Origin of the sequence: Clostridium sp. K13 (assembly GCF_019734195.1) — a bacterium.
GTDB lineage: Bacteria > Bacillota > Clostridia > Clostridiales > Clostridiaceae > Clostridium.
In genome coordinates this window covers 13,017-36,065 of record NZ_JAASHM010000033.1, presented here as the reverse complement: position 1 = coordinate 36,065, position 23,049 = coordinate 13,017, and the positions used below count along the sequence as shown (strand labels likewise).

The window sequence follows — 23,049 nt, the reverse complement described above, 5'->3', positions numbered from 1 at the left end:
TAATCCATTACCTTTTAGATTTTGGTACATAGAAATTATCCTGTCATCAACTTCATTTTCTCCAATTTCTTTTGCTAACTTTACTGACATGCTCCAATCATTTAGGAATTCCTCCTTTAACTCTTCATTGCTTATACTGTTTATTAATTTTTCTACATTTCTTATTTCTTCTGTTGTTATGCTCTTATATTTATCTAATACCTTCTTAATTTCTCTTATTATATATTGCTGAATTATTGAAGAAACTTCTTCATTAACTGCAATGAATACATTATCTTTGTTAGACATTTATACTACCTCTTTCTATACTTTTATTTAAATGCAAAAAGTCTTAATCACTATACTTGTAGTAATTAAGACTTTTAGATTTTATTTATTTCTTGTTTTAACATTTCAATGAATCCTTCTGAAAATACTTTTCTACTTATTGACTCTTTTATTAACTCTATTAGTTCTAGCTCTGTTACATCAAGACTTCTTGGAATGTATGTCTCATCACCTCTTCTAGTTGCCTTGTAGACACAGAATCTTACTTCATCTCTCTTTAGTTCTTTGATGTAGATTTTCTCTATTGAGTATGTGTATTCTCCTTCTCCAACTTTTCCTTGGCTTTTTATCTTGCAGTACTTAGTTTCCTTGATTATCTTTTCTTCACTCTTCTTACTCACATTAATTCTACCTCCTTATCTTATTCCAGTAGGAACTTAGAAAGTTCTTCAGTACATACTACTACAATTGAAAAATCGCTAGAAAGTAAGTATAAGCTTGAAGTATAATTTTCTCCATTCATAACTTCTATTACATCAGTATATTCTGGCACTAAACATTGTAACTTATCTTGTTTCAATATTTCGATATCTACTATATTTTCTGCTATTAATACATATCCACCTAAGTCAGATTCTACATTCCTATCCTCTCCATATGCTTCATTTAATATAACTATTATTTCTCTTACGAATTCAATAACCTCTACTGGTATGCTATTTAATTTAACTAATTGACTTTCATTATAAACTTTTTTCATTATACTTTCTCCCTTCTACATATAAAAAACTCTTACTTGCATATCTAAATACAAGTAAGAGCTTTACTAAAGTAAACTTTTATAAAATTCTATTGTTGGCTTATCATTATTTATTAACAGATTTAATTTTTCATATGTTGAATCATAGAAGTTATTATCTTTAGCATATTTAATTACTTCCTCATAAGATAATTCAAAAATATTATCTGTTATGTTATAGTAGAAATCATCATTCATCACACCAAAGAAATATTTTACTGAATCATCATATGTCATTCTTGGTACTTCTTCTAAATCACAATTTTCATCTGTATAACAACCATTTCTATCATTCCATTACGGAAACTCTGTCATTTTTCTACGTATAATCTCATTATTCATAGATACAACCTCCTTATATACTACATAATCATAATATATATTTATATATTACTTAAAATACGTAATGCATCTAATGCCATTACTTTAACATGAGGTTTTATAGTATCATTACTTTCAATTTCTTCTTTAGTAAACCAATATAATTCTTTGCTTTCTCCCTTTTGTGGTCTAACTTCATTAGAAAATGCTCTTTCAAAATATATAAAATCTATATTCTCAACTTCATGACCTACATTTTCAAGAAGAGTATGCATTGGACTATGTAATTGAATCTCCGTATCGGTGTTAAGTTAGGTTGTAAACTTGCTCATTACTTTTCTCCTTTTCTAATATACTTTTAAAATTATAATTTAATTATGATCTACATCCCCATATTATTCTATATAGTAATGTTCAAATTCAACATAGTTGCTCCAAAACTTATTAACCTAAAAGAAGAAGGAGCACCCTTAACTGATACTCCTTCTCAAAACTTACTTTATATCCAATTGCTTGTTATCCCTTACCATCTTGCCCATTACCCTAACATCATAATAACTTTCTCAAGTGAATATCAAGAGTTTTCTAAATTAATCCTTAACAGCTAGTTAATCTTTTAAATATTCTATTAATTCTTCTAATTCATTATCATCTTCATTTAATTTATTAAAGTCTTCTAAATCAGTTTTTATATCTTTTTCTACTTCCCTTTTAACATTTAATTCATTGATAATATATCCCATAGAAAATGTTGCTATTGAATAAAATGCATACGGTAATGATGAATTAATGTAATATGTTATTACCACTAATATACTTTTACTTACCACAATCTTACCTGATGCTACAAGTGATAATATATATACATGTGAATTATATATAGTTAATAATGTATATGCTAATATAATTATTGAAATAACATATAGTACTTTACTTATTAAATTTGCATCTTTAAAATGTTTTACTTTCATACTTAATTATTCCTTCTAAAAACTTATTGTTAATAATATAATTTTTATTAATTAATCTGTGTTAGTTTTTTATTTTTTAGAACAAGTACAACATCTACTTTTTTAGCTAATTCCTTACTATGAGTAACCACTATTACACACTTTCCATGTTTATGTGCACTTGTTTTTAATATTTCTATAATTTCATCAGCTGTATCACTATCTAAATTCCCCGTTGGCTCATCTGCTAATATTACTGGTGAATCTGTAACAAGTGTTCTTGCAATGGCAACACGCTGTTGCTGTCCCCCTGATAGTTGTAATACGTTTCTATTAATTTCATCATCAGCTAACCCTAAATTGTTTAATATTTTCTTATTCACCTTGGGATTAACTATTTTTAAATTTTCTAAAGGTGTCATATAATCAATTAAATTATAATTTTGAAATATTAATGAAATATTGCTTTTTCTATGATTCTCATATCCCTTTACTTTTATATTTTGATTATTATATAATATTTCGCCATTTCTAGGTTCATCTAATCCAGCCAATAGTGATAATAACGTTGATTTTCCTGAACCCGAAGCCCCTAAAATAGCGTAAAGTTTTCCTTCTTCAAATTCCATGCTTATATCATTTAAAACTTTTTTTCCATTTTTATATGAATAATTAACTTTATTTAATGCTAAAATTGACATTTATTTTCCTCCTAGCTCATTTTGGATAATATTTCTTTTGGTTTTAATCTAATTATTGATGCTGATGATGCCATTACTGAAAGTATGATAATAACTGTTCCTATAACATATACATAAATTAATTCTTCAACCTCTACTTTTACATCTATTTCATCTACTGTACGAGTTGCTAAAGAACTATTAACATCATTTCCTAATGAAAATCCTCCAAATCCACTTTGAACGTCTTGAACCGCTTGCTTACCTGCTTGTGCAACTATTGTATTTCCTATATTTTGTGAAATTACCTTACTTGAGAAATATGATCCTCCAAAAGCTAATATACTTATAAGTAATAATTCAATTATATATTGAGAAATAATATTAAACTTTGAAACTCCTATTGAAAGTAATATACCGGTTTCATGAACTCTTCCTTGAATCCAAAATGCTAACACTAATGAAAGTATTATTACTCCAGCTATTATTGCTCCAATTAAAACCATATTTATAATCTTATCTAAAGAATCAAAAGACTTAGATAAAGCTAAAAATGTATCTTCACTTTTTACTATTGTATACTTATTCCAATCATTAGAAATATCTTTAAATTTTGATGTTACTTTATCTACATCAGTATCTGTATTGAAAGTAGCATTTGTATATTTTACATTTCCATCTGAATATCCATATAAAGTTTTAATAGTATCTACATCAGTAATTAAAAGATTTTCTGGCATTTCTAATTTATGTCCAGCTCTTTCAGTATTTTCACTTTCAAAAATACCTACAATTTCAAGGTCATAATCACTTTTAGATAAAGTTGATGCATTAAAATCTCCATCACTCTTTGTTGCTTTTATAGTATCTCCAACTTTTAAATTATTTGCTTCTGCTAAAGCCTTATGAATTAATACCTTGTTTTTATCAGTAGCAACAATATGTCTACCATCAATCAGCTTTAATGATTTACTTATAAACTTAATATCATATTCTGAACTTTTATGTGCTTCTACAGAAAAAAGTTTTTCATATTTATAATCATCATTATATTGAACTACATTTTTTTCAGGTTTTATATAATTTACATTTTCTAAATCTAAACCAGCTCCTTGAATTGCTGCATCATAATTCTTAACACCTTCTACCTTTGAAACCTTATCAATTAAATTTTCTGGAATTGTTCCTTCAAAATTACCCGCAAAATTAGCTTGTAATTCAAAAGTATTTGCCATATCCTTATTTGAATCTTGTCTTGCTATATTTGCTGCCTTTTTAATTGAAATTCCACTTAAAACTGCCGTTGCTATTCCAAATAATATAAATAACATAATAATACTTTTTATTTTTTTTCTTGTTATATATAATATTGATCTCTTAAATACATTCATATTTATGTCCTCCTTGTTTATTAACTTGAGTACATTCTATCAACCTAATATGAAATATTTATGAAATTTAAAAATTAAGTTTATAAAATTCATTAAGAATCGTATTAATTAAATTATTTTTTATAAAAAAATAAGGATATTATTAATCTAATACCCGTTATTTTTCAACTATTTTATTTTTTATTAAACATGAACAAATTTCAAATATTTAATTAAAATCAACTTCAAAACTCATTCCAGTTAATATTGATTTAAAAGAATAATCTAAATTATACATTTTTAAAATTTGTTGAACTATGTATAATCCTAACCCATTCCCCCCACTACTCTTATTTCTATCAAAATCAACTCTATAAAATGCCTCAAAAATATGTGCTAAATGTTCTTCTGAAATTGGCTTACAATCATTTTCTATAATAAGTTTTTTATCTTTTATATATATTCTTATTTCCTTTCCTTCATCAGTATAATTTACTGCATTAGAAATAATATTAGAAATTGCTTTAGTAAATAATTTTTCATCTACTTTAATATTAAAAGACTCTTTTAAATTCATTTTAATATTAATTTTCTTTGACTTAGCTATTAATTTATATGGTTCTATGTTCTTTTGAACTAAACTACCTAAATCTAATACACTTTCATTTTTATTATTTATTATATTAAGTTTTGAAGTATCTAAAATTTCCTGAACCATTTTACTTAATTCACTAACTATATCCTTACATTTTTCTAAATATATATAATGATTTTTATATTTTCCTATATCATATAGCATATTTTCAATCATTATATACATACTCATTAGTGGTGTCTTAAGCTCATGTGATGCGCTTCTTAAAAAATCCACCTTAATTTTTTCAGATTCACTTACATTTTTTATTTCCTCTTCCAATGATACAATTGTATTTAATAAATTTTCATATAAACTATTTACATTAGCTGCTAATATTCCTATTTCATCTTCAGTTTTTACCTCACAAAAGGCTTCTTTATTTAAATTCTCCATTTTTTTTGTAACATCACAAATTTCTTTTATTGGAGTTGTAATTTTTCTTGCATATATATATGATGCAATAAGTGCTATAAGCAAGCTTATAAAAATAGAATATGGAAGTATTTTTAATATAATATCTCTTGTTTCTGTGAATGATTCTAAATCCATTACTATTTTAGCACTTCCATTTACATCATTACTTTTTTTAAAGTCCCTACTTTTTATTATTGATAAATTATTTATATTAATATATTGACCGAATATTTCTCCATTTTCATCATCAAAACTTTCTATAATATTTTCACCACTTAAATTAGGAATTATTAAAGAGTTTTCTGTAATTTCCTCTTCATTAACATATATATCTACTTTGTGCAAACCTTGAAATACCCTTTTTTCATCTCCTATAGTAAGTAAAACTTGAATATTATATTTTTCAGCAAAATTCTTTGCTATCTTAAATGATTCCTTATTATCAGATTTATTTACTTGTTCAATTAAATCTTCAATAATTTTATCAGCTTCCTTTTGTTTATTATTCACATATACCTTGGGTAATGCTAAATAAATTAAAACATTTGAAATTAAAATTATTACACTTATTATCCCCATGGTAAATATATATGTTTTTGAAAATAGCTTTAACTTATTCATCATTGCTCCTCAAATTTATATCCAATTCCCTTAACTGTTACTATACAATCTAATAACAACTTTTTTCTTATATTTTTAATATATACATCAATAACCCTATCATTTGGTGCTTCTTCAATCCTCCATAAATTATCTAAGATTTGTGCTCTTGTTAAAACCTTTCCCTCATACTTTAATAATAACTCTATTAATTTTATTTCCTTAGGTTTTAAATCAATATTTTCGCCATTCTTTCTTGCTGAATATCCTTCAAAATCAATTTCTATATCTCCATAACACCACTTTTTATTTTCACTAACTTTTACTCCTCTTCTAAGAAGTGCTTCTATTCTTTTATGTAAAACTATTATTGAAAATGGCTTTGTAATATAATCATCTGCCTCTTCATCAAAACTCATAATTTGGGTATAATCATCACTCATTGCTGTTAACATAATTACTGGAACATTGCTTTCTTGTCTAATTTTATTTAAAACAACAAATCCGTTAGCCTTTGGAAGCATTATATCTAAAATTACTAAATCAATTTTATTATTCTTAAATAATTCTATTGCTTGCATTCCATCTTCTGCACTTATAACGCTATATCCAACCTCTGCTAGATATTCACTTACGCCTTCCCTTATTTCTTTTTCATCTTCAACAATTAATATATTAATTTTCATTTATATTTTCCTCCATTTTATATAATATATATCAAAATGAATTTATTTTATAAATACATAATAACATAAAGTTTCAATTATATTATAAATATAAAAGTGCTAATTTCATAAATTAACACTCTTAACATTAAATTAATAATATTATTTATATACCAATTCCACATATAATTTATCACTAAAGTTCTATATATAAAGGCTTACTTAAATGATAATATTCTCAACCCTCTCCTTCTCAAATTCCCTTATTTATTAACCTAATTTCAGTAAAAACCTCACTTACTTATGGTACGGTTCTCCGTATCAGTAGTAAGTGAGGTTCATTTATTACTATAATAAAATCTCATCATATTAATAATTAAAATATGATGAGATTATTTAATTAAATTTCTATATTTTTTTTCTTATTGTATATGAACGTATTTTTGCTTCAACAACTGATTTTATTATTGTATCCATAATTGTATCATAATTTGCTTCTCTATCTGTAAATACATTTAATTTTTTTGAAAGCTTCATTAAATTAGATTTACTTTCAACAGCCTTAGATTCAAGTATTAGCTTCTTAGCTTCATCTATATCCATAATTTCCTCTAGTTTTTTAGCCACTTCATCTATACCTAATTCTAAGCTTTCTGACCTATTATATCTATATAATATATTTTCTTTATTTTTATCTATATAATTAATTATATTCTCGATTATACTATCTATTGTATCTTTAGATTTAATTTCTATTTTGAAATTTTTGCAAAATTCCACCAATTTATTTTTTGTTTTTAAATATTCATTTCCTTTAATAAACTCTATTCTTTTTAAATCATCATTTTCTACTGATAATCTATATAGTATCTCATTATACTTTTCTTTCGTTTCGCTATCTAGACCTTTTTCAACATATCTTACATCTGCTGTACCATTTAATAAACTATTGAATTGTTCTTCTGTTAATCCATTTATTAAATCTAATACTATCTTTGATACTATGCAGAAATCCTTTTTAGAACTAGCCATTCTATCACCTCCGTATATTTTTATATACCTGTTTTGGAAATCAACTCATCTACCACACTTTCAATTTCTTGTCTTATATCTAAATATATGCCTTCTACGTTTGTATTTAAAGCTACTGGTACTCCATATTCTGGAGAATTTGCAAATAGCGTATTATTATTTCTTATAAAATTATCAAACACTGTATATCCAGCTCTACTCACTTGATGAATGTATGTATTTTGAGCTTGTATAGGGTTTCCATTATAAATGTTAATCATCGTGAATACTACTCCTGTTAGTTGAGGGTTTATTTCTTCCCATCTTGAACTATCATCCTGTTTTACATAATTATTATATTTAATTGTTAATGCATCAATATGTCTTACTAATTGGTCTATACCCAAAGTTGATAGAAAATCAGCTTTAGCTGGAACTAAATACATATTACTAGCAATTATTGCATTTTGTGTTACTATATTAAAATTAGGTGGACAGTCAATTAATACTAAATCATAGTCATCTTCCACTTCTTCTAGTCCCTTTTTTAACCTTGAAAAAAGTCTTAGAAAACTGCTTCTTATTGTTCTCTCTGAATTACCACCATATCTTGTAGCTAATTCCATATCTAAATTAATTAATTCTAAGTGTGAACTTATTAAATGAACATATCCTTGAGAATTCAATTGATTAAGAATATTGTTTACTTTATCTGGTACAACTATTAATTCTGATAATGATTCATCTAAATCCGCATCTAAAAATTCATCATACCAGTGCTTTATAGTTTTGCCTTCTTCATCCAACTCTTGCCACTTATCTAAATCAATAAATGATAATGTTAAATTAGTTTGAGGGTCTAAATCTACAACTAATACACGTTTCCCCCTATATGCTAATTCAGCAGCAACATTAGCTGTTAATGTTGTTTTTCCAACTCCACCTTTATAATTTATAAATGATATTATATCCATATTACCCCTCCATTATTCTTAATATGTATATTATACCATTTAATTTATATTATGTTAATTAATATTTATATTATAATATTCAAATTCAATGTGTTTACGCCAACATTTCTTAACATAAAAGAAGAAGGAGCATCCTTTATAGATACTCCTTCTTCCTTACTTATATAATCTACTAACTTGTCATTTATAGTTAAGTTTATCGAATCAACTTCTCTTAGCTCATTAATTGTTATCTTAGAAATTATCATATGTAATAACTTCTTCTTCTGCTCTCTTGACTCTTTACTATTTAACAACTTACTAAAATTATCTAGTACGCTTTTAATAAACTCATAAGATATTTCTTCACTAACATCATCAGCTAATGTAACTAATAAAGGCTCCTTTGACTCTTGTAATACTTTAGCCCTTTGATTTAGCTCATCTTTTCTAGTAAGAAATTCTTCTCTTGTTATTATGTCATCTTCGTATGCTTCAAAAATCTTTCTCTTTTTCTTATCTATGTTTTCTAGCTCCTTATCTATTCTTTCTAGCTCATTTTTACTTGGGTCTACTCTCTTTATTCTTTCCTTATTTATGTTTCTTACTATTGATTTAATCATTTCATCATTAGATAAAACACTTGAAAGTTTATTAAACACATACTCATTAGCTTTCTCTACTCTTATAGTATTTGAATTGCATATACTTGTACCTTGATTTTTCCATGACCCACAACAATAATAAGCTATTCTTTTCTTAGTTCCATCTGCTAGTACATTAGTAGTTCTTGAAATAACCATACCAGATCCACACTTAGGACATTTTAATATTCCTGTTAATGGGTAAAATCCATCATATACTCTTGAAGGTTTACCAGATTTAGATTGAAGCATTACTTGAACTTTATCCCATGTATCATTATCAATTATAGCTTTATGAATTCCTTCTGCCACTATTGGCTCTGGATTGATGTTTCTTCTACGTTTTTCACTCCAATTCTGTCTAACATTGTACCTAACCTTTCCTATGTATACTGGATTCATTAAGATATCTCTAATTGAACCTTGTGAAAAATTGTTACCTTTCTTAGTCTTACACCCTAACTTATTTAATTTATTAGTAATTGCTTTATACCCCTTTCCACTAGCATATTCATTAAATATTATCCTTACTATTTCTGCTTCCTCCTTATTTATTTCTAATCTTGATTTTCTTCTCTTATTATTTTCAGTACCTTCCATTGGTACTAAGTCATAGCCTAGCACACGGTTACCACACCATTCTCCAGCTCTAGCCTTAGCACACATGGAAACATTTACATTTTGAGAGATTGTCCCACGTTCAAACTCTCCAATCATTGCCATCATCTGCATTTGCATTCTTCCTACATGTGTAGTAGTTTCAAATGGCTCTGAATAAGACTTGAATGTAACATTATTTTTCTCTAGTAAATCCATTATTTTAAGAACATCTGCAAGCTTACGACTGATACGGTTTAATTTCCAGGAAATTACCATATCCACTTTTTTATCTTCCACATCTTTCAATAATGCTTTTAACGCTGGTCTGTTCTTAATATTTTTTCCACTTATACCCCTGTCAGAGTAACAATTAAAGACTTCTAATCCATTCTTGTTACACCAATCAATGAGCAATCTTTCTTGCTCATCTATGCTGTAACCAGTTTCTGCCTGTTCTGTCGTACTTACACGACAATATATTGCTATTCTAGGGACTCTATTAATTCTCTTTATTAATTCTTGTATTGAGATATCAATTGATACATAATTATTAATCATCTTACAGCTCTCCCTCACTATTAAATTATCAAATTTATAATATATATCTATCTATTAATTTAGATATTTTCTAGAACTAAATATTACTATCTATTATTATGTATTTCTCCAATTAATATTAAGAGTAAACTTTAAAGTTAGTCTCTTAATATTAATTGAATATATTACTTTTATTTTAATCTTCCATAAAAGACATATAGAAATCAAACTCTAGCTTAAAACTTTCACTAGTAAATCTATCTAGCTTTTCACATAAGAAACTTACATAGTGTTCTATATATTCATATATAGATACTAAAGAACTAAAGAATATTGTTTCTCCAGTAAATATATTAAATTTTACTTCGTTGCTATTTATAGTAAAATTACTTACTCCAAAATGTAAGTCATTTTCTAGCTTATCAATATCTATATCATTAGATATCTCATTAACTGGAATAGTTAAAGTTATAGTATCACATCCCAATTGATTTCCCTTTTCCCACAATCCTCTATTTTCTACATCTAAACTCATATTAATTGATACATTTTCTTTCATTATTTTATTTATATTTATCATTTTTATCTCTCCTCCAGTTATAAATCTCTAAATATAGGTACTCTAGATGTTAACTAAAGTACCTATATAACCTCTAAAAGTTCATTAAGTCCTCTTCACTTGTAATTTCCTGCTGTGGAATAACTTCATTTGCTTTACTTCTTATATACTCCATGCTCATTTCTTTATTTTTCTCCATTTCTGAATACTTCTTTTCCTTTAACTTATTATCATAAGCTATGATAATCTCTCCTTCCTCAACATTATAGATATTAGTAACATTGATATATTCACCAGAATCCTTAACTTCATTTTCTAATTCTATTACTACTTCCTTACCTATTATTTCATTTTCATCAAATGCATCACATTCATTGAATATATTAAAACCTTCTGCTTTAATAGCCTTAATTAATTTATAAAATAAATATGTATTCCATGGTGCTATAAGCATATATTGTTTTACTTCTGTTCCATCCTCAAGCTCAAATGTTATGTATCCCTGTTTAAATACATTTCTTTTTATAGCCTTTCTACCATTTGATTGATAGCCTACTATTCTGCATTTCTTACATCCTACTTCTATTTCTGTAATTCTTCCATCTCTCTTTATAGTTGCCATGTTTATCTCTCCCTCTAATCTTATTGATTTTCAACTTTATTTATTGATGATATTCTTTCATCCAACTTATAAACCATTCACTGTTCATTATCTCTTCTTGCTCTTTTAGTGTTACATCTTCTTCTCTTATACTTGCTGAATATTCTAATGCTAATCTCTCTAACTGACTATTAATGCTCACTATGTACTCCCCCTAAAATTATTTTAGTTTCACTAAGCATTGAACTTATTCGGATCAATGCTTAGTAGATTATTTAGTCTTCTTCTAACTCCTCTAGCTTTGAAGCTAGTATGTACAATCTTATCGTTTCTGTTATTGCATCAATTATGTCTTCTGTTGTTAATTCATTCATACTTATACCTCTCATTTAAACTATAGTTACTATTGCTACTACATGATTTTCATATCTAACGTACTTAACTTCTGAAAATGTAATTGAAGTTCTCGTACTAAAATCTAAGTCATATTTATCTACTATCTCTTTAACTACTCCTGCTGAATAGATAACTCCTTTTGTTTTTGAGTAATTAACCTTTAAATAATTCTCATTGTTAGGTAATTGTTCTCCTATAGCAATTTTTTCATCTGCGAATGAAATTACTACTCTTTTAGGATTACTTAGCTTATCCATCATCTCCTTTGCAAACATTAGCCTATTTACTGTTTCAGATTTTACTATTGATAGTATTCCATAATCAGTTGTTCTCCAAGTACTTTGCTTTGCTTCTGATGCTTGGAATTCCTCTAATCCATTGTATTCTAATTCTACTTTCGGTTCTCTTGGCTTCCATATCTCTTCCTTTTTTACCGCCTTTTCTGTTCTCTCTTTCCCATCCACATCATTCTCCTGATTTTCTCTTGTCATTGCTTTTCCCATTACTGATGGTGATTGTCTTCTTTTTACTACTGCCATTGTTTTTATCTCCTTTTCTTTCCCTTATTTTTTCTTCCTCATTACCTTACTTGTCTTACTGGACTTTATTATGTATCTTTCTAGGATTCATTTTATGTATCTTTTCCATTGATTTATCTTAGTTGGACGTATGGACGCATATTTATCACCTCCTTTCTCTATCTAATTTCTTTTATTTAGAAAATCTCTTTTTTTGAGATTTTCTAAATTTACTTAGTCCTTACACCCTATTTATTGATTTATCTTACTTAAATCCATTCCAACTTAATCCTAACTTAGCCACCTAACTGTCCTGCTATCCTAGAGTCATCTAAAGAAACTCTAAAATCTCCAATTATTCTTACCCCTGTATGGTATCTAAAAGCATTTGACTTTCCACTTCTACAGTTATAGCCTAATGATTTAGCGTGCTCTTCGAACTTCTTCCAGAACTTCTGAACACTTATTTTAGCTTGTCCTTCCATTCCATTTGCTCTAGCCCATTCCCTGTAAGTGTTATAAATAATTTTATTATTCTCCTTATAAGTACTTTCACATTTAATAACACATTGCTCAAAGAATAATATCATTGGATTTAATTCCTTCTCATACTGTTTAAGTAAATCATTAGAACTTTTACACTCTGAGAATTTATAGTTATTTTCTTTAAGTCTTTTCAGTCCTTCTAATGCCCATAGGAATATAGCATCTAATTCACTTCTAAGCTTGTCCTTTAAATGCATATCTCTATCTTCTTCCTTTACTGTATTAGTAAAATGAAGCATACATAACCTTCTCATAAGTGCATATCCCCCATCATTTGTGTGAGGTAGATTATTAGTTGTGAACACTAATTTAACTGTAGGTTTAAAGTTAAATACAGGTTGATGCTTTTGTTCAGCATTTATATTATCTTCACCTACGATAGCCTTTAGGTATTGGGTATTAAAACTCCTACCATTGAATTCGTTTTCATTGCTGATGTTAGCTAGCTTCCCATATATACATACTCTTGAAAATGGTCTATGTAACTCATTCATTGCTATACTAGATATATTATCTTCACCTATTAACTCGCTAATGATGTCAATGAAGACCCCTTTTCCATTTTTGCCCAGTCCATATAGTATTAGTGCTTTTTGTGCTCTTGTTTCTGCTGTAAGTAAATATCCAGCCCATTCCTGTGCTAGATTTATTGCTTCTTCATCATCTGAAAAGCATTGTCCTAAAAACTTCTTAAAATTAGGGCAATCTATATCTCTTTTTAGAGTTATCGGTAATTGAATACTACTATAGAAATCAGGCCTATGTTCAACTAATGTGAATGTCTCTAAATCAAACATTCCATTTAAAAGATTTATATATCTCTTATTAGCATTTAAGTCTCCACAGTAATAAACTATTCTCTTAAGAGCTTGTATATATTCATTTTCAATTTTCAAAGACCAGATATCATCAAAGTATGTATGTAACTTATTTCTTAACTTTTGGAATAAGTACATATCATCCAGCTTCTTCCACACTCCATCTTTATATACATAAAAATAATCCTTATTGTTGATTATCTTTAAGTTATCTGCTATGTATGAAGCAAACTTATTTGGACTAAAGCCTTTTACTTTTTCTGATTTAGGAGATATCTCTATCCCCATGTTTTCAATTTCTTTTAATTGTTCTTCTGAAAACATTTCTTCCCTCCTTACTTGTTAATCAAAGTAAGGTAATGAACTTCTTATTTTGTTTACATGTTTAATATTATTACATTTTCCTTTTACTTAAACGGACAAAAAATTTTTAAAATTTGTCCGTAAAAAAAGAATGAAGTAAAAACTTCATTCTAAATCAATCCCTTATCTATTTTTTCTTGTATTATCTTTATCATATCATCTACAGTTGGCAATCCTATAACCTCTGCAACACAATCAATCCCTAATTTATCAATATCAGTAATATCAATTTCCTTATCTATTAATTGAGGGTATTTATCAATTTTCATCTTAATTCTCTCTTTTAAGAAATTATAATTTTCTAAATCTCTATTAATACTCATATCAATATCATCTAATATGTTAATTACTTTTCTATAATAATTAAATCTCTCTTTCCTGTTATCAAACTCCATTATTCCCGAAATTATATTATGTATATTATCACTTATAGTGTTTATTAACTCCTCTTCTTCCTTGTTAGGAATTATATTATCTACCATATCTGATAACATCTTTTTCTCTATATCATCGTCATCTCTTTTGTCAATTATATCCTTTAACTTGTTAATTATTAAATCATATTCTTCTATTTCTACTTTCTTACCATTACATATTCTTTTATTTATATCATTAAGTGTATCATCATTAATCAAATTTCCAAGCAATTCTGCAAACTCATTAAAGTTGTTGCTATTTAACTCTAAATTTTCAGGTATATCCGATACTTTTTTTATACTATCTATTAATCGTCCTACTTTTCTTCTGTTAGCCTGAAAACTCAAATGTTCACTATCTATTCCAAATATTTTCCTTGTTAAATCATAGACCTGTCCATCACCTCTGGACTTAGGAGCTTTCTTTATTGATACCTTTCCTTCTCTTTTCTTTACCATTTGTAATCTCTCCTTTAATTAAAATATTTATTCTATATATTACTAAATATTTTAATTAAATTCTATCAAAAAAAAGAGGTTTCCCTCTTTTTAAATTTAAATATTAATCACTAACTCTCAATTTATAACCCTATTCTAGTTTCCTCACCTGCCATATCTATTATATTGAAATAACTAGGTGTTCTGTTAGGATTGCCGAGTATCTTAAAAGTAATCTTATTAGTTGCACCAGCACTACTAAGTGGTTCTGGGAAAAATACTTCTACTATATAAGTCCAATCATTGCTATCACCATAATCTAATGATTCTTCAATTTTAACAATATTATCTATCTTATCTATTTCACTTTGCATTAATGACATTAAATTTTCAAAGTGTCCTGGATATTGTTCTCTACGTTGTTCTAAATTCTTCTTCAATTTAATATTTTCAACTTCATTATTAACAACTGTCTCTAATGTACCACCTACATATTCTACACCATTAATATTTTCATAGTTATCAAGTTCAGTCATTAATCTGTCGGCTATTTCTAAAGCTTCATCATATTTTTCTTCATTAACTTTATTATAGAACTCAAATTCTAAATCTGATAATACTGATTCAGTTTCATTAGATACAGCCACAGTTGTATCAAGATTCTCTGCCATTTCTAATATATCTGATACTAGTAAGTTAGTAGTATATTCTTTATTTGCATAATCTCTTGCTTCTTCAACTAGAGAAGTTAATTCTTCTGGTGTTAAAGCTGTTGGGTCATTTAAACTTCTTCTTAATCTATTAAACATATCTAGTTGCTCTCTTAATTCTAGAACAACCTTATCTTCTTGGTTTTCATCATAGGCTAGTGTTAAAAATTTTTCAGCTTTCGCATAATCCTCATTTACAATCTCTACTTTTGCTTGACTAATATAGTCTAAATAAGCTTGTGATACTTCTGGTTCTTTATTACTGTTTCCACATCCTACAAATAATGTTGTCATCCCTAAAATAATTCCTGTTAATAATAACTTTTTCATAATATCCTCTCTCCTATTTTTACTTTTCCCTTGTAATTAATTATCATTATATATCTACTTATATACCTACTTATATACCTACAGTAATTGTAACTATATAGTTGCATCTTTAATTATTTTTTATTAAAACATGGTGATATATCAATAACTCAAATTGATGTACCACCATATTTTCTACTTTAATATATTAATTTATTTTGAAACTTCGTATGAACCTTTTCCACCACAATTTTTACATACTACATATCCACAATCACAATTACATGGTTTCGTAAACTCAAAGTCTCTCCATCCATTTCCTCCACATTTAGGACATGTTATTTGTCCATTGCCTCTACATACATTACATGTTTTCTTCATAATATACCTCTCCTTCTAGCTTCATCTCTACAAATTCTTCTTCCTTCCTCTGTCCCTGCATTATTCATATTATGTAATATTACTTTATCCGGTTGATTTTTTAATTGTTCCTTAAAATTTCTAATATTAATCTCTTTTTGTTTATTTGAAAAGTCTGAAGCCTTTTCTAGAGTATCTGATAGCTTATCTGTTATTGTAGCAATATCTATTTCCTCTAATTTAGTTTTTATATCAGATTTTATCATTCTAACTTTTGCTCCAATATTATCCCAAAGTAAAATTCCCATATTCTTTCTCTCAGTACCCCCTTTTCTAATAATTTAATTTTCTACTATATATTACTATATTCTACTTTATTTTTTTGTCGAAATTTGGAACTCTAGAAATAATATTTAACAAAAACTAAATATTATTTCTATGTATTATTGCTTGAACCCATCTCTCAGAATAGTCAAGTTCTTTAGCTAATTGCCTTACATTCTTTCCATTATAATTTTCTTTTAAATATCTAATTACATATTCCATTGAATATAACTTTTTAGGAAAATTAAATTGCTGACCCCTAAACACACTATGTATTTCTCTTGTAACCCTTTCTCCCATATGCTCAAAGATAGTCGAATATACTCCATTAAAATGTTCCTTTCTTATATCCATATATTAACTTCACCTCCTATAAAAAATAATAACTACTTTAAAATGATTATTCATGCGAATAAATCATTGAAAAATTCATTAAAAACTTACTAATAATTAAGTTAAAATTTAATATAAAAAAGAGTTAATGCTTCTTTCATTAGAAACATTAACTCTTTATCAAATTTATAATATATATCTGAACATATCAGTTAAAACAGTTAATTTGTTTTTTTATTTATGTTTTTCTTTTTGAATGCTACTCTTATTCACATTTTATGAAATCTCTGTTTTCTGATATGTTATTGTTGTTTTTTGATCTATTACTCTTTATTGGTATATAGATTTTTTATCTATTTACTCCACTTAAAGTTTGTATTACATTTTGATTTATTAATCTTTAATTACTGGATATTATATTCATTAATTATCAATTCTTTTTATCATTATATCTGATTAATTATCTATTATTATAATTCTTATATTATACTGAATATTTATTTACTTCTTTCTTCTATTCTTTATTGTTATCTTTCTATTTATTAATTTCTTTTTATTGTTTTTAATTGAAATAGATTTTTTATTAATCTATTTCAATCCTTATTTTCTATTAAGACCTTAGCCCCCCTATCCCCCCGTTGCCCTTTCCCGGTACCGAGTTCCCTATTTCCAAGTTCCATTATTTATATGTTTTATCTTTTGGATTCTTTTTATTTTTTAGTGAAATTAGCCTTTCTTCCAACTTCAACATCTCATAGTATTTCATGCCTTGATCTACTAGTTTACATAGTTATGAATCTATTATTTACTGATTTTTATTTATTCATTACTAGATTATTATTAAAACATTAGATTTATTCTCTCTTTGCGTTTTTTCATTCCTATTGCTACATTTCTTCACCTTTTCTAAAATCTCTGTTTTCTGATATGTTATCGTTGCTTTTAGGACATATTTATCTATATTACCTACTCAATTTTTTCTACTTCATCTTTCTTTGTAGTTAAGTTACATCTTCTACATTATACTTTTAATCTTTTTCTTACAGAAAATATCGTCACTATCGTTAAATCAACACTCCTATTACAACGATATTTTCCAATAGTCTATTATTGTTATAAAAAAATTAGCTTATTCTTATAATATCATCACAATTAATTTATTATTTTATTTATCGTGATGATATTATATTTCACACTACTTCTTAGTTGTTGCTTCTATTGAAGTAGCTACAACTGTTAATATTGTTCCAACTACTTTTATTACTGTTACTATATCCATAACTTTCTCCTCCTATCTCTTGTACGTGTATATATATGAGTAACTATCTTTTACAGGTATTAACTTTATTACATACTTACCTTCTTCAAGTTCTATGTATACTAGAGTTTCTTTATCATAACCTGTACCATTACATAGCTCTACAACTTTATTGAATTCTTCTATCAATGTGAATTGAATATAATTAAGTTCTTGTTGTAACTTCTTTAGGTCTATTAACTTCCTATCATTCATTTCAATTATTAACTCTCTAGGATTCCATTGGTTAGATAATCTTCCATCATAGAAGTCGAACCTCATTACTCCAAGAAGTTCTTTGCTATCATACTTGAAATACTTTTCTTTACTTAGCTTATTTATCACTTACTTGAACCTCCTATATTAGTATTCTGATGGAAAAAGCATTGTAGAATATTCTCCACTATCTATTACATACACCTTAATCTCATCATCTAGCTGAACATCTTCTAGCTCTATTTCATATGTGCATGAGTATTCAGGAACTTCTTGACTTTGCTTTATTACAACCTTACTATCTTTTTTTCTTATCTTGAACACCTGTAAGTAATCCACTTCAACACTTTCTTCATCTTTTAGCTTATCAATCATGCTCCACATTATAAGTTGTAACCTTATATCTACTTCATCATTTACACCTCTAGTTACATATCTATTATCTTTCTTGAACATCTTTATTTCTCCCCTTATTATTAGTTTTCATCTTTATCTAAAAAGTAAAAAGGCTATACCTTAAAGATATAACCTCTTAACACTCTATTTCAGAATATAAATATTTATTATATTCATCTTCATATATGTTTTCTGGAGCAAGTCCTAATAGTTCTTCAATATTACTTCCTCTAATTAAGTCATCTATTACATTTTCTCTACTTGTTTGCTCTATCCAATATTCAACTAATGAATCTTTATCTATTAATGAATCAACATAAATCGCATCATCAAGTAGTTCATCTAATAACCTTCTTGCAACATCTTTTAGATTAGCTGAACTTTTATAAATTATGCTATAATCATCAATCATTACATAACCTTGTTCATCTAACTCATTACACCAATTGATAACATGACCTATTGTTAATTCTTCTAATCCATTACCTTTTAGATTTTGGTACATAGAAATTATCCTGTCATCAACTTCATTTTCTCCAATTTCTTTTGCTATCTTTACTGACATACTCCAATCATTTAGGAATTCCTCCTTTAACTCTTTATTGCTTATACTGTTTATTAATTTTTCTACACTAATTATTTCTTCTGTTGTTATACTCTTGTATTTATCTAATATCTTCTTAATTTCTCTTATTATATATTGCTGAGTTATTGAAGAAACTTCTTCATTAACTGTAATGAATACATTATCTTTATTAAACATTTATACTCCCTCTTTCTATACTTTTATTTAGATGTAAAAAAGTCTTAATCACTATCCTTATAGTAATTAAGACTTTTAAATTTTATTTATTTCTTGTTTTAACATTTCAATGAATCCTTCCGAAAATACTTTCTCTCTTATTGACTCTTTTATTAGCTCTATTAGTTCTAGCTCTGTTACATCAAGACTTCTTGGAATATACCTATTATCTGATTTTACTGTATCTTTATATAAACTGAAACGTATCTCTTCGGTTTTCTTAGCTTTTACATATATTCTCTCAATACAATATGTATATTCACTATCATTCAACCTAGCTTGTAACAATAAATCGCAGTATTTAGTTGATTTGATTGCCTTCTTTTTCATATTAATCACTTCCCTTTTTATATATAATTTACTATAATATTCATACTAATATTTTAATGAATGGAGGTCTTTTAATGGAACAACCCTTTATAGATGCCGCTGAAATGACAGACTTTATTTTCGAAAAATGTACTTCTTCTGGATATGAAGTCTCAAAAGAAATTATAGATCTTGTTTTAGATTTAGAAATGCAATTTTTAGAATCTAAAGGTATAGTTACATATACAGAAGATTAAGAGGTTTTAACTAGCCTCTTTATTCTTCGTTATTCTAGTAGGAACTTAGAAAGTTCTTCTGTTGTTACTACTACAATTGCATAATCATTTGAAAGCAAAAATAGTGAAGAAGTCCAATTAGCTCCTTCACTACATTCAATTATATCAGTATATTCTGGTATTAGAGATTGTAACTTCTCTTGCTTTAATATTTCTATATCTATAGTATTTTCTACTATGACTACATATCCACCTAGGTCAGATTCTACATCTCTATTAGCTCCATAGTTTTCACTTAGTATATCTATTGTTACTTTTATACTTTCAATTACTTCTGACGGTATATTATTTACATCTAGTAATTGATTTTCCTTATAAACTTTTTTCACTCTATGTTCTCCCTTCTAAATATAAAAACTCTTACCTGTATATCTAATATATAAGTAAGAGCTTTTACTAAATCAAACTTTTATAAAGTTCTATTGTTGGCTTATCATTATTTATTAATAGATTTAACTTTTCATATGTTGAATCATAGAAGTTATTATCTTTAGCATATTTAATTACTTCCTCATAAGATAACTCAAAAATATTATCTGTTATACTATAGTAGAAATCATCATTCATTACACCAAAGAAATACTTAACTGCATCTTCATAAGTCATTCTTGGTATATCTTCTAAATCACAATTCTCATCTGTATAACAACCATTTCTATCATTCCATTGAAGAAATTGTATTAATAAGATTCTTTCAATATCCTTTCCCAATAAATCACCTTCTTAATATTATTACATTATTATTATATATATTTAAGATTTAACTTAAATACTACTTATTATCTATCTAGTTCAGTTGCTACTAATGAATTTACATAAGCATTATCATGTAGTATTGTTTGAGCTCCTATTATATCATTTATTATATTTATACAAGGTACATCATCATCTATATTTAATGTCTTAGCATATTCATAGGCACTTAACGGCTTTCCTTTCGCTATATTCAACTTATATGCTGGATGTGCATTTTCAAAATTTTTATTATGTATATATCTTCTTGCAATACCATTATAATTACTATTATTAGATTTTTGTATTTGCTCCCATATAGCATTATTTAAAGTCCATGCAGAATTATTATTTCCATTCTTATCAAAAACATCATCTCTATCATGAACTACATGATGTTTTATATTAAAATGAGTCAATATTTTTTGATAAAACACCATATTATTTTTAGAACCAGTATTTAATACATATATAGTTCTATCATCGTAATATTTATCTAATATATACCTAAAAACTATAGCTTCTGTGTCTCCTTCTACCAATATTACTTCATCTACATAAAAAGCTTCACAAACATACGGATTAAATCTATTTATCATTTGAACATAGTCTTTATTTTCATCGGATTGAAATATATCATGCCCAACTTGATATGTTTCTGTTGTTTCATCATTCAACTTTACTACTCTAACTAACGATGAATGTGGTTTTGATATATCAATCATTATTGGTGAATGTGTTGCACAAATTATTTGAAAAGGACTATCTTCTACCAAACTATATAGTTCCCTCCTTAATGCTCTTGATGCTTTTGGATGCATAAACAATTCTGGTTCTTCAAATAATATTATATATTTCTTCTTATTTGTATTATTATCATTTTTTAGAAATGCTATAAAATTAAATAATGCTTGTCTTATTATTCCATGACCATGCTGATTTACATTTTCAATTCTATCTACACCTTCCTTTTTAACGTTAACTGAATGATTTCCTTTAAATGATTTTATAACATCTATTCCACTTTCATCTTTCTGCTCTATTTTTAATGTTAAATCTGGAAATATGTTATTAAATATCTTACTTATTCTTTCATTATAATTTAAAATATCATCTGATTCTGTAATTTTCTTCTGTAAATCACTAATTTTTTCAAAAGCTAGTTTATACTCTTCTCCAAATTTCTCCTGTATTTTTTTCAAGTAATCCTTCTCAATTATATCATTAACCTTTTTTTCAAATGATTCTGGTGTCTCTAGGGCATTAATAAATATTGGCTCTGGAGCATATTTAGTAAATAAAGTATCTAACCCTCCAAATCCATTTACCACAAAATCATTAACTTTATTATCTGGATTATATGTATATTTTTTGAATAATTTATCAACTTCACTCCATACTTTTTTTATTATTATTTTATTTGTATTAGGATTTACCCATTTATCAATCCATTCTGGTTCTACTGCTGAAAAATCTATATTTTCTGTATCAAAATCTTCCTTTAAAAACTCTCCTATAATTTCTATGGGAGTATTAGTATCATAGTTATTAAAATCTGATTTTTCAGCTTTTTGCTTAGGATTAACAAAAAACTCATATGCTTTTAAAAAAGTGGATTTTCCTATATCATTCTGTCCTATTAAAAATATAATATTAGAATTCTCAAAATCTATTATATTTTTATCTCCTTTTAATCCCCTAAAATTTTTTATAATAAGTTTACATAACTTCATTAGTTCTCACTCCCTACAATATTTATACTACAATAATAATTTTATCATACAAAATAATAAAGGTCCACATAAAAACTATTTTATACCAAAAATAAACTCTTACTTAAATTCTAAGTAAGAGTTTTAATC

Annotated in this window: 29 protein-coding genes and 2 pseudogenes; 1 reads left to right on the top strand and 30 read right to left on the bottom strand. The window is 26.6% G+C overall.

The genetic code is table 11. From position 1 onward, the window contains the following. From HCG76_RS15025 to HCG76_RS14895, 27 genes and pseudogenes are all read right to left on the bottom strand, one after another. Positions 1-288 (bottom strand): annotated as a pseudogene (locus HCG76_RS15025) (hypothetical protein); the annotation flags it as partial. 74 nt (positions 289-362) lie between these two features. Next, positions 363-668, bottom strand: coding sequence for a hypothetical protein (locus tag HCG76_RS15020; RefSeq protein ID WP_032116769.1), 306 nt, complete (start codon positions 666-668; stop codon positions 363-365). Positions 669-688: 20 nt separating this feature from the next. Beyond that, the gene (locus HCG76_RS15015) at positions 689-1,027 is read right to left on the bottom strand and encodes a hypothetical protein (protein WP_032116770.1); all 339 of its coding nucleotides are present in this window, start codon (positions 1,025-1,027) and stop codon (positions 689-691) included. Between the two features lie 66 nt (positions 1,028-1,093). After that, positions 1,094-1,408, bottom strand: a pseudogene (locus HCG76_RS15010) (hypothetical protein). Positions 1,409-1,449: 41 nt separating this feature from the next. Then, the gene (locus HCG76_RS15005) at positions 1,450-1,662 is read right to left on the bottom strand and encodes a hypothetical protein (RefSeq protein WP_042397347.1); all 213 of its coding nucleotides are present in this window, start codon (positions 1,660-1,662) and stop codon (positions 1,450-1,452) included. Between the two features lie 333 nt (positions 1,663-1,995). After that, a complete protein-coding gene (locus tag HCG76_RS15000) occupies positions 1,996-2,358 on the bottom strand; it encodes a hypothetical protein (protein ID WP_005212003.1) in 363 nt (120 codons plus the stop codon). Between the two features lie 47 nt (positions 2,359-2,405). Next, entirely contained in the window at positions 2,406-3,038 is a 633-nt protein-coding gene (locus tag HCG76_RS14995; protein ID WP_005212002.1) for an ABC transporter ATP-binding protein, read from the bottom strand. Positions 3,039-3,049: 11 nt separating this feature from the next. After that, complete coding sequence (locus tag HCG76_RS14990; RefSeq protein ID WP_221701118.1) at positions 3,050-4,408, bottom strand: ABC transporter permease; 1,359 nt, start codon at positions 4,406-4,408, stop codon at positions 3,050-3,052. A 208-nt stretch (positions 4,409-4,616) separates the two neighbouring features. After that, the gene (locus tag HCG76_RS14985; RefSeq protein ID WP_005211996.1) at positions 4,617-6,062 is read right to left on the bottom strand and encodes a sensor histidine kinase; all 1,446 of its coding nucleotides are present in this window, start codon (positions 6,060-6,062) and stop codon (positions 4,617-4,619) included. Further along, on the bottom strand, positions 6,059-6,724 hold the full coding sequence (locus HCG76_RS14980) for a response regulator transcription factor (RefSeq protein WP_005211993.1): 666 nt from the start codon (positions 6,722-6,724) through the stop codon (positions 6,059-6,061). Before HCG76_RS14980 ends, HCG76_RS14985 begins: the two co-directional genes overlap by 4 nt. A gap of 387 nt (positions 6,725-7,111) precedes the next feature. After that, complete coding sequence (locus HCG76_RS14975) at positions 7,112-7,735, bottom strand: hypothetical protein (protein ID WP_221701119.1); 624 nt, start codon at positions 7,733-7,735, stop codon at positions 7,112-7,114. 20 nt (positions 7,736-7,755) lie between these two features. Continuing rightward, positions 7,756-8,688, bottom strand: a complete 933-nt coding sequence (locus HCG76_RS14970; RefSeq protein WP_221701120.1) for a ParA family protein — start codon at positions 8,686-8,688, stop codon at positions 7,756-7,758. A gap of 65 nt (positions 8,689-8,753) precedes the next feature. Beyond that, on the bottom strand, positions 8,754-10,469 hold the full coding sequence (locus HCG76_RS14965) for a recombinase family protein (RefSeq protein WP_221701121.1): 1,716 nt from the start codon (positions 10,467-10,469) through the stop codon (positions 8,754-8,756). A gap of 175 nt (positions 10,470-10,644) precedes the next feature. Further along, entirely contained in the window at positions 10,645-11,028 is a 384-nt protein-coding gene (locus HCG76_RS14960) for a hypothetical protein (protein WP_221701122.1), read from the bottom strand. A 73-nt stretch (positions 11,029-11,101) separates the two neighbouring features. Continuing rightward, positions 11,102-11,629, bottom strand: coding sequence for a hypothetical protein (locus HCG76_RS14955; RefSeq protein WP_055277843.1), 528 nt, complete (start codon positions 11,627-11,629; stop codon positions 11,102-11,104). 40 nt (positions 11,630-11,669) lie between these two features. After that, the gene (locus tag HCG76_RS14950) at positions 11,670-11,810 is read right to left on the bottom strand and encodes a hypothetical protein (RefSeq protein WP_156327490.1); all 141 of its coding nucleotides are present in this window, start codon (positions 11,808-11,810) and stop codon (positions 11,670-11,672) included. Between the two features lie 187 nt (positions 11,811-11,997). After that, the gene (locus tag HCG76_RS14945) at positions 11,998-12,543 is read right to left on the bottom strand and encodes a hypothetical protein (protein WP_099328555.1); all 546 of its coding nucleotides are present in this window, start codon (positions 12,541-12,543) and stop codon (positions 11,998-12,000) included. Positions 12,544-12,818: 275 nt separating this feature from the next. Then, complete coding sequence (locus HCG76_RS14940; RefSeq protein ID WP_221701123.1) at positions 12,819-14,210, bottom strand: DNA primase family protein; 1,392 nt, start codon at positions 14,208-14,210, stop codon at positions 12,819-12,821. A 149-nt stretch (positions 14,211-14,359) separates the two neighbouring features. Beyond that, entirely contained in the window at positions 14,360-15,124 is a 765-nt protein-coding gene (locus HCG76_RS14935) for a hypothetical protein (RefSeq protein WP_186838379.1), read from the bottom strand. Between the two features lie 122 nt (positions 15,125-15,246). Continuing rightward, on the bottom strand, positions 15,247-16,143 hold the full coding sequence (locus HCG76_RS14930; RefSeq protein ID WP_221701124.1) for a hypothetical protein: 897 nt from the start codon (positions 16,141-16,143) through the stop codon (positions 15,247-15,249). Between the two features lie 192 nt (positions 16,144-16,335). Then, the gene (locus tag HCG76_RS14925) at positions 16,336-16,503 is read right to left on the bottom strand and encodes a hypothetical protein (RefSeq protein ID WP_186838381.1); all 168 of its coding nucleotides are present in this window, start codon (positions 16,501-16,503) and stop codon (positions 16,336-16,338) included. After that, positions 16,500-16,790, bottom strand: coding sequence for a hypothetical protein (locus HCG76_RS14920; RefSeq protein ID WP_186838382.1), 291 nt, complete (start codon positions 16,788-16,790; stop codon positions 16,500-16,502). The genes HCG76_RS14925 and HCG76_RS14920 overlap by 4 nt, the downstream gene beginning before the upstream one ends. 115 nt (positions 16,791-16,905) lie before the next feature. Further along, complete coding sequence (locus HCG76_RS14915) at positions 16,906-17,160, bottom strand: Mor transcription activator family protein (RefSeq protein WP_186838383.1); 255 nt, start codon at positions 17,158-17,160, stop codon at positions 16,906-16,908. A 1,270-nt stretch (positions 17,161-18,430) separates the two neighbouring features. Further along, positions 18,431-18,781 carry a hypothetical protein gene (locus tag HCG76_RS14910; RefSeq protein WP_099314357.1) on the bottom strand — a complete coding sequence of 117 codons (351 nt, stop codon included), beginning with the start codon at positions 18,779-18,781 and terminating at the stop codon, positions 18,431-18,433. Between the two features lie 18 nt (positions 18,782-18,799). Then, entirely contained in the window at positions 18,800-19,108 is a 309-nt protein-coding gene (locus tag HCG76_RS14905) for a DUF960 family protein (RefSeq protein WP_221701125.1), read from the bottom strand. 76 nt (positions 19,109-19,184) lie between these two features. Continuing rightward, positions 19,185-19,811: a hypothetical protein gene (locus HCG76_RS14900; protein ID WP_221719010.1), complete on the bottom strand. Its 627-nt coding sequence runs from the start codon at positions 19,809-19,811 to the stop codon at positions 19,185-19,187. A gap of 75 nt (positions 19,812-19,886) precedes the next feature. Continuing rightward, positions 19,887-20,180: a hypothetical protein gene (locus HCG76_RS14895; protein WP_221701127.1), complete on the bottom strand. Its 294-nt coding sequence runs from the start codon at positions 20,178-20,180 to the stop codon at positions 19,887-19,889. Positions 20,181-20,254: 74 nt separating this feature from the next. Here HCG76_RS14895 and HCG76_RS14890 point away from each other — a divergent pair, with 74 nt between their 5' ends. Further along, positions 20,255-20,416: a hypothetical protein gene (locus HCG76_RS14890; RefSeq protein WP_221701128.1), complete on the top strand. Its 162-nt coding sequence runs from the start codon at positions 20,255-20,257 to the stop codon at positions 20,414-20,416. A 29-nt stretch (positions 20,417-20,445) separates the two neighbouring features. Here HCG76_RS14890 and HCG76_RS14885 read toward each other — a convergent pair whose 3' ends face one another. The 3 genes from HCG76_RS14885 to HCG76_RS14875 all read right to left on the bottom strand — a co-directional run bounded on the left by HCG76_RS14885 (position 20,446) and on the right by HCG76_RS14875 (position 22,920). Beyond that, on the bottom strand, positions 20,446-20,784 hold the full coding sequence (locus HCG76_RS14885) for a hypothetical protein (protein ID WP_221701129.1): 339 nt from the start codon (positions 20,782-20,784) through the stop codon (positions 20,446-20,448). A 67-nt stretch (positions 20,785-20,851) separates the two neighbouring features. Beyond that, positions 20,852-21,166 (bottom strand): hypothetical protein, encoded by a 315-nt coding sequence (locus HCG76_RS14880; RefSeq protein ID WP_221701130.1) that lies wholly within the window; start codon positions 21,164-21,166, stop codon positions 20,852-20,854. Between the two features lie 68 nt (positions 21,167-21,234). Continuing rightward, positions 21,235-22,920: an ATP-dependent nuclease gene (locus tag HCG76_RS14875; protein ID WP_221701131.1), complete on the bottom strand. Its 1,686-nt coding sequence runs from the start codon at positions 22,918-22,920 to the stop codon at positions 21,235-21,237. Positions 22,921-23,049: the final 129 nt, after the last annotated feature.

Bases quoted from the DNA above. Each gene is read 5' to 3' on its own strand.
- HCG76_RS15015 (WP_032116770.1), bottom strand. From the start codon at position 1,027: ATGAAAAAAGTTTATAATGAAAGTCAATTAGTTAAATTAAATAGCATA.
- HCG76_RS15005 (WP_042397347.1), bottom strand. From the start codon at position 1,662: ATGCATACTCTTCTTGAAAATGTAGGTCATGAAGTTGAGAATATAGAT.
- HCG76_RS15000 (WP_005212003.1), bottom strand. From the start codon at position 2,358: ATGAAAGTAAAACATTTTAAAGATGCAAATTTAATAAGTAAAGTACTA.
- HCG76_RS14995 (WP_005212002.1), bottom strand. From the start codon at position 3,038: ATGTCAATTTTAGCATTAAATAAAGTTAATTATTCATATAAAAATGGA.
- HCG76_RS14990 (WP_221701118.1), bottom strand. From the start codon at position 4,408: ATGAATGTATTTAAGAGATCAATATTATATATAACAAGAAAAAAAATA.
- HCG76_RS14985 (WP_005211996.1), bottom strand. From the start codon at position 6,062: ATGATGAATAAGTTAAAGCTATTTTCAAAAACATATATATTTACCATG.
- HCG76_RS14980 (WP_005211993.1), bottom strand. From the start codon at position 6,724: ATGAAAATTAATATATTAATTGTTGAAGATGAAAAAGAAATAAGGGAA.
- HCG76_RS14975 (WP_221701119.1), bottom strand. From the start codon at position 7,735: ATGGCTAGTTCTAAAAAGGATTTCTGCATAGTATCAAAGATAGTATTA.
- HCG76_RS14970 (WP_221701120.1), bottom strand. From the start codon at position 8,688: ATGGATATAATATCATTTATAAATTATAAAGGTGGAGTTGGAAAAACA.
- HCG76_RS14965 (WP_221701121.1), bottom strand. From the start codon at position 10,469: ATGATTAATAATTATGTATCAATTGATATCTCAATACAAGAATTAATA.
- HCG76_RS14960 (WP_221701122.1), bottom strand. From the start codon at position 11,028: ATGATAAATATAAATAAAATAATGAAAGAAAATGTATCAATTAATATG.
- HCG76_RS14955 (WP_055277843.1), bottom strand. From the start codon at position 11,629: ATGGCAACTATAAAGAGAGATGGAAGAATTACAGAAATAGAAGTAGGA.
- HCG76_RS14945 (WP_099328555.1), bottom strand. From the start codon at position 12,543: ATGGCAGTAGTAAAAAGAAGACAATCACCATCAGTAATGGGAAAAGCA.
- HCG76_RS14940 (WP_221701123.1), bottom strand. From the start codon at position 14,210: ATGTTTTCAGAAGAACAATTAAAAGAAATTGAAAACATGGGGATAGAG.
- HCG76_RS14935 (WP_186838379.1), bottom strand. From the start codon at position 15,124: ATGGTAAAGAAAAGAGAAGGAAAGGTATCAATAAAGAAAGCTCCTAAG.
- HCG76_RS14930 (WP_221701124.1), bottom strand. From the start codon at position 16,143: ATGAAAAAGTTATTATTAACAGGAATTATTTTAGGGATGACAACATTA.
- HCG76_RS14925 (WP_186838381.1), bottom strand. From the start codon at position 16,503: ATGAAGAAAACATGTAATGTATGTAGAGGCAATGGACAAATAACATGT.
- HCG76_RS14920 (WP_186838382.1), bottom strand. From the start codon at position 16,790: ATGGGAATTTTACTTTGGGATAATATTGGAGCAAAAGTTAGAATGATA.
- HCG76_RS14915 (WP_186838383.1), bottom strand. From the start codon at position 17,160: ATGGATATAAGAAAGGAACATTTTAATGGAGTATATTCGACTATCTTT.
- HCG76_RS14905 (WP_221701125.1), bottom strand. From the start codon at position 19,108: ATGTTCAAGAAAGATAATAGATATGTAACTAGAGGTGTAAATGATGAA.
- HCG76_RS14900 (WP_221719010.1), bottom strand. From the start codon at position 19,811: ATGTTTAATAAAGATAATGTATTCATTACAGTTAATGAAGAAGTTTCT.
- HCG76_RS14895 (WP_221701127.1), bottom strand. From the start codon at position 20,180: ATGAAAAAGAAGGCAATCAAATCAACTAAATACTGCGATTTATTGTTA.
- HCG76_RS14890 (WP_221701128.1), top strand. From the start codon at position 20,255: ATGGAACAACCCTTTATAGATGCCGCTGAAATGACAGACTTTATTTTC.
- HCG76_RS14875 (WP_221701131.1), bottom strand. From the start codon at position 22,920: ATGAAGTTATGTAAACTTATTATAAAAAATTTTAGGGGATTAAAAGGA.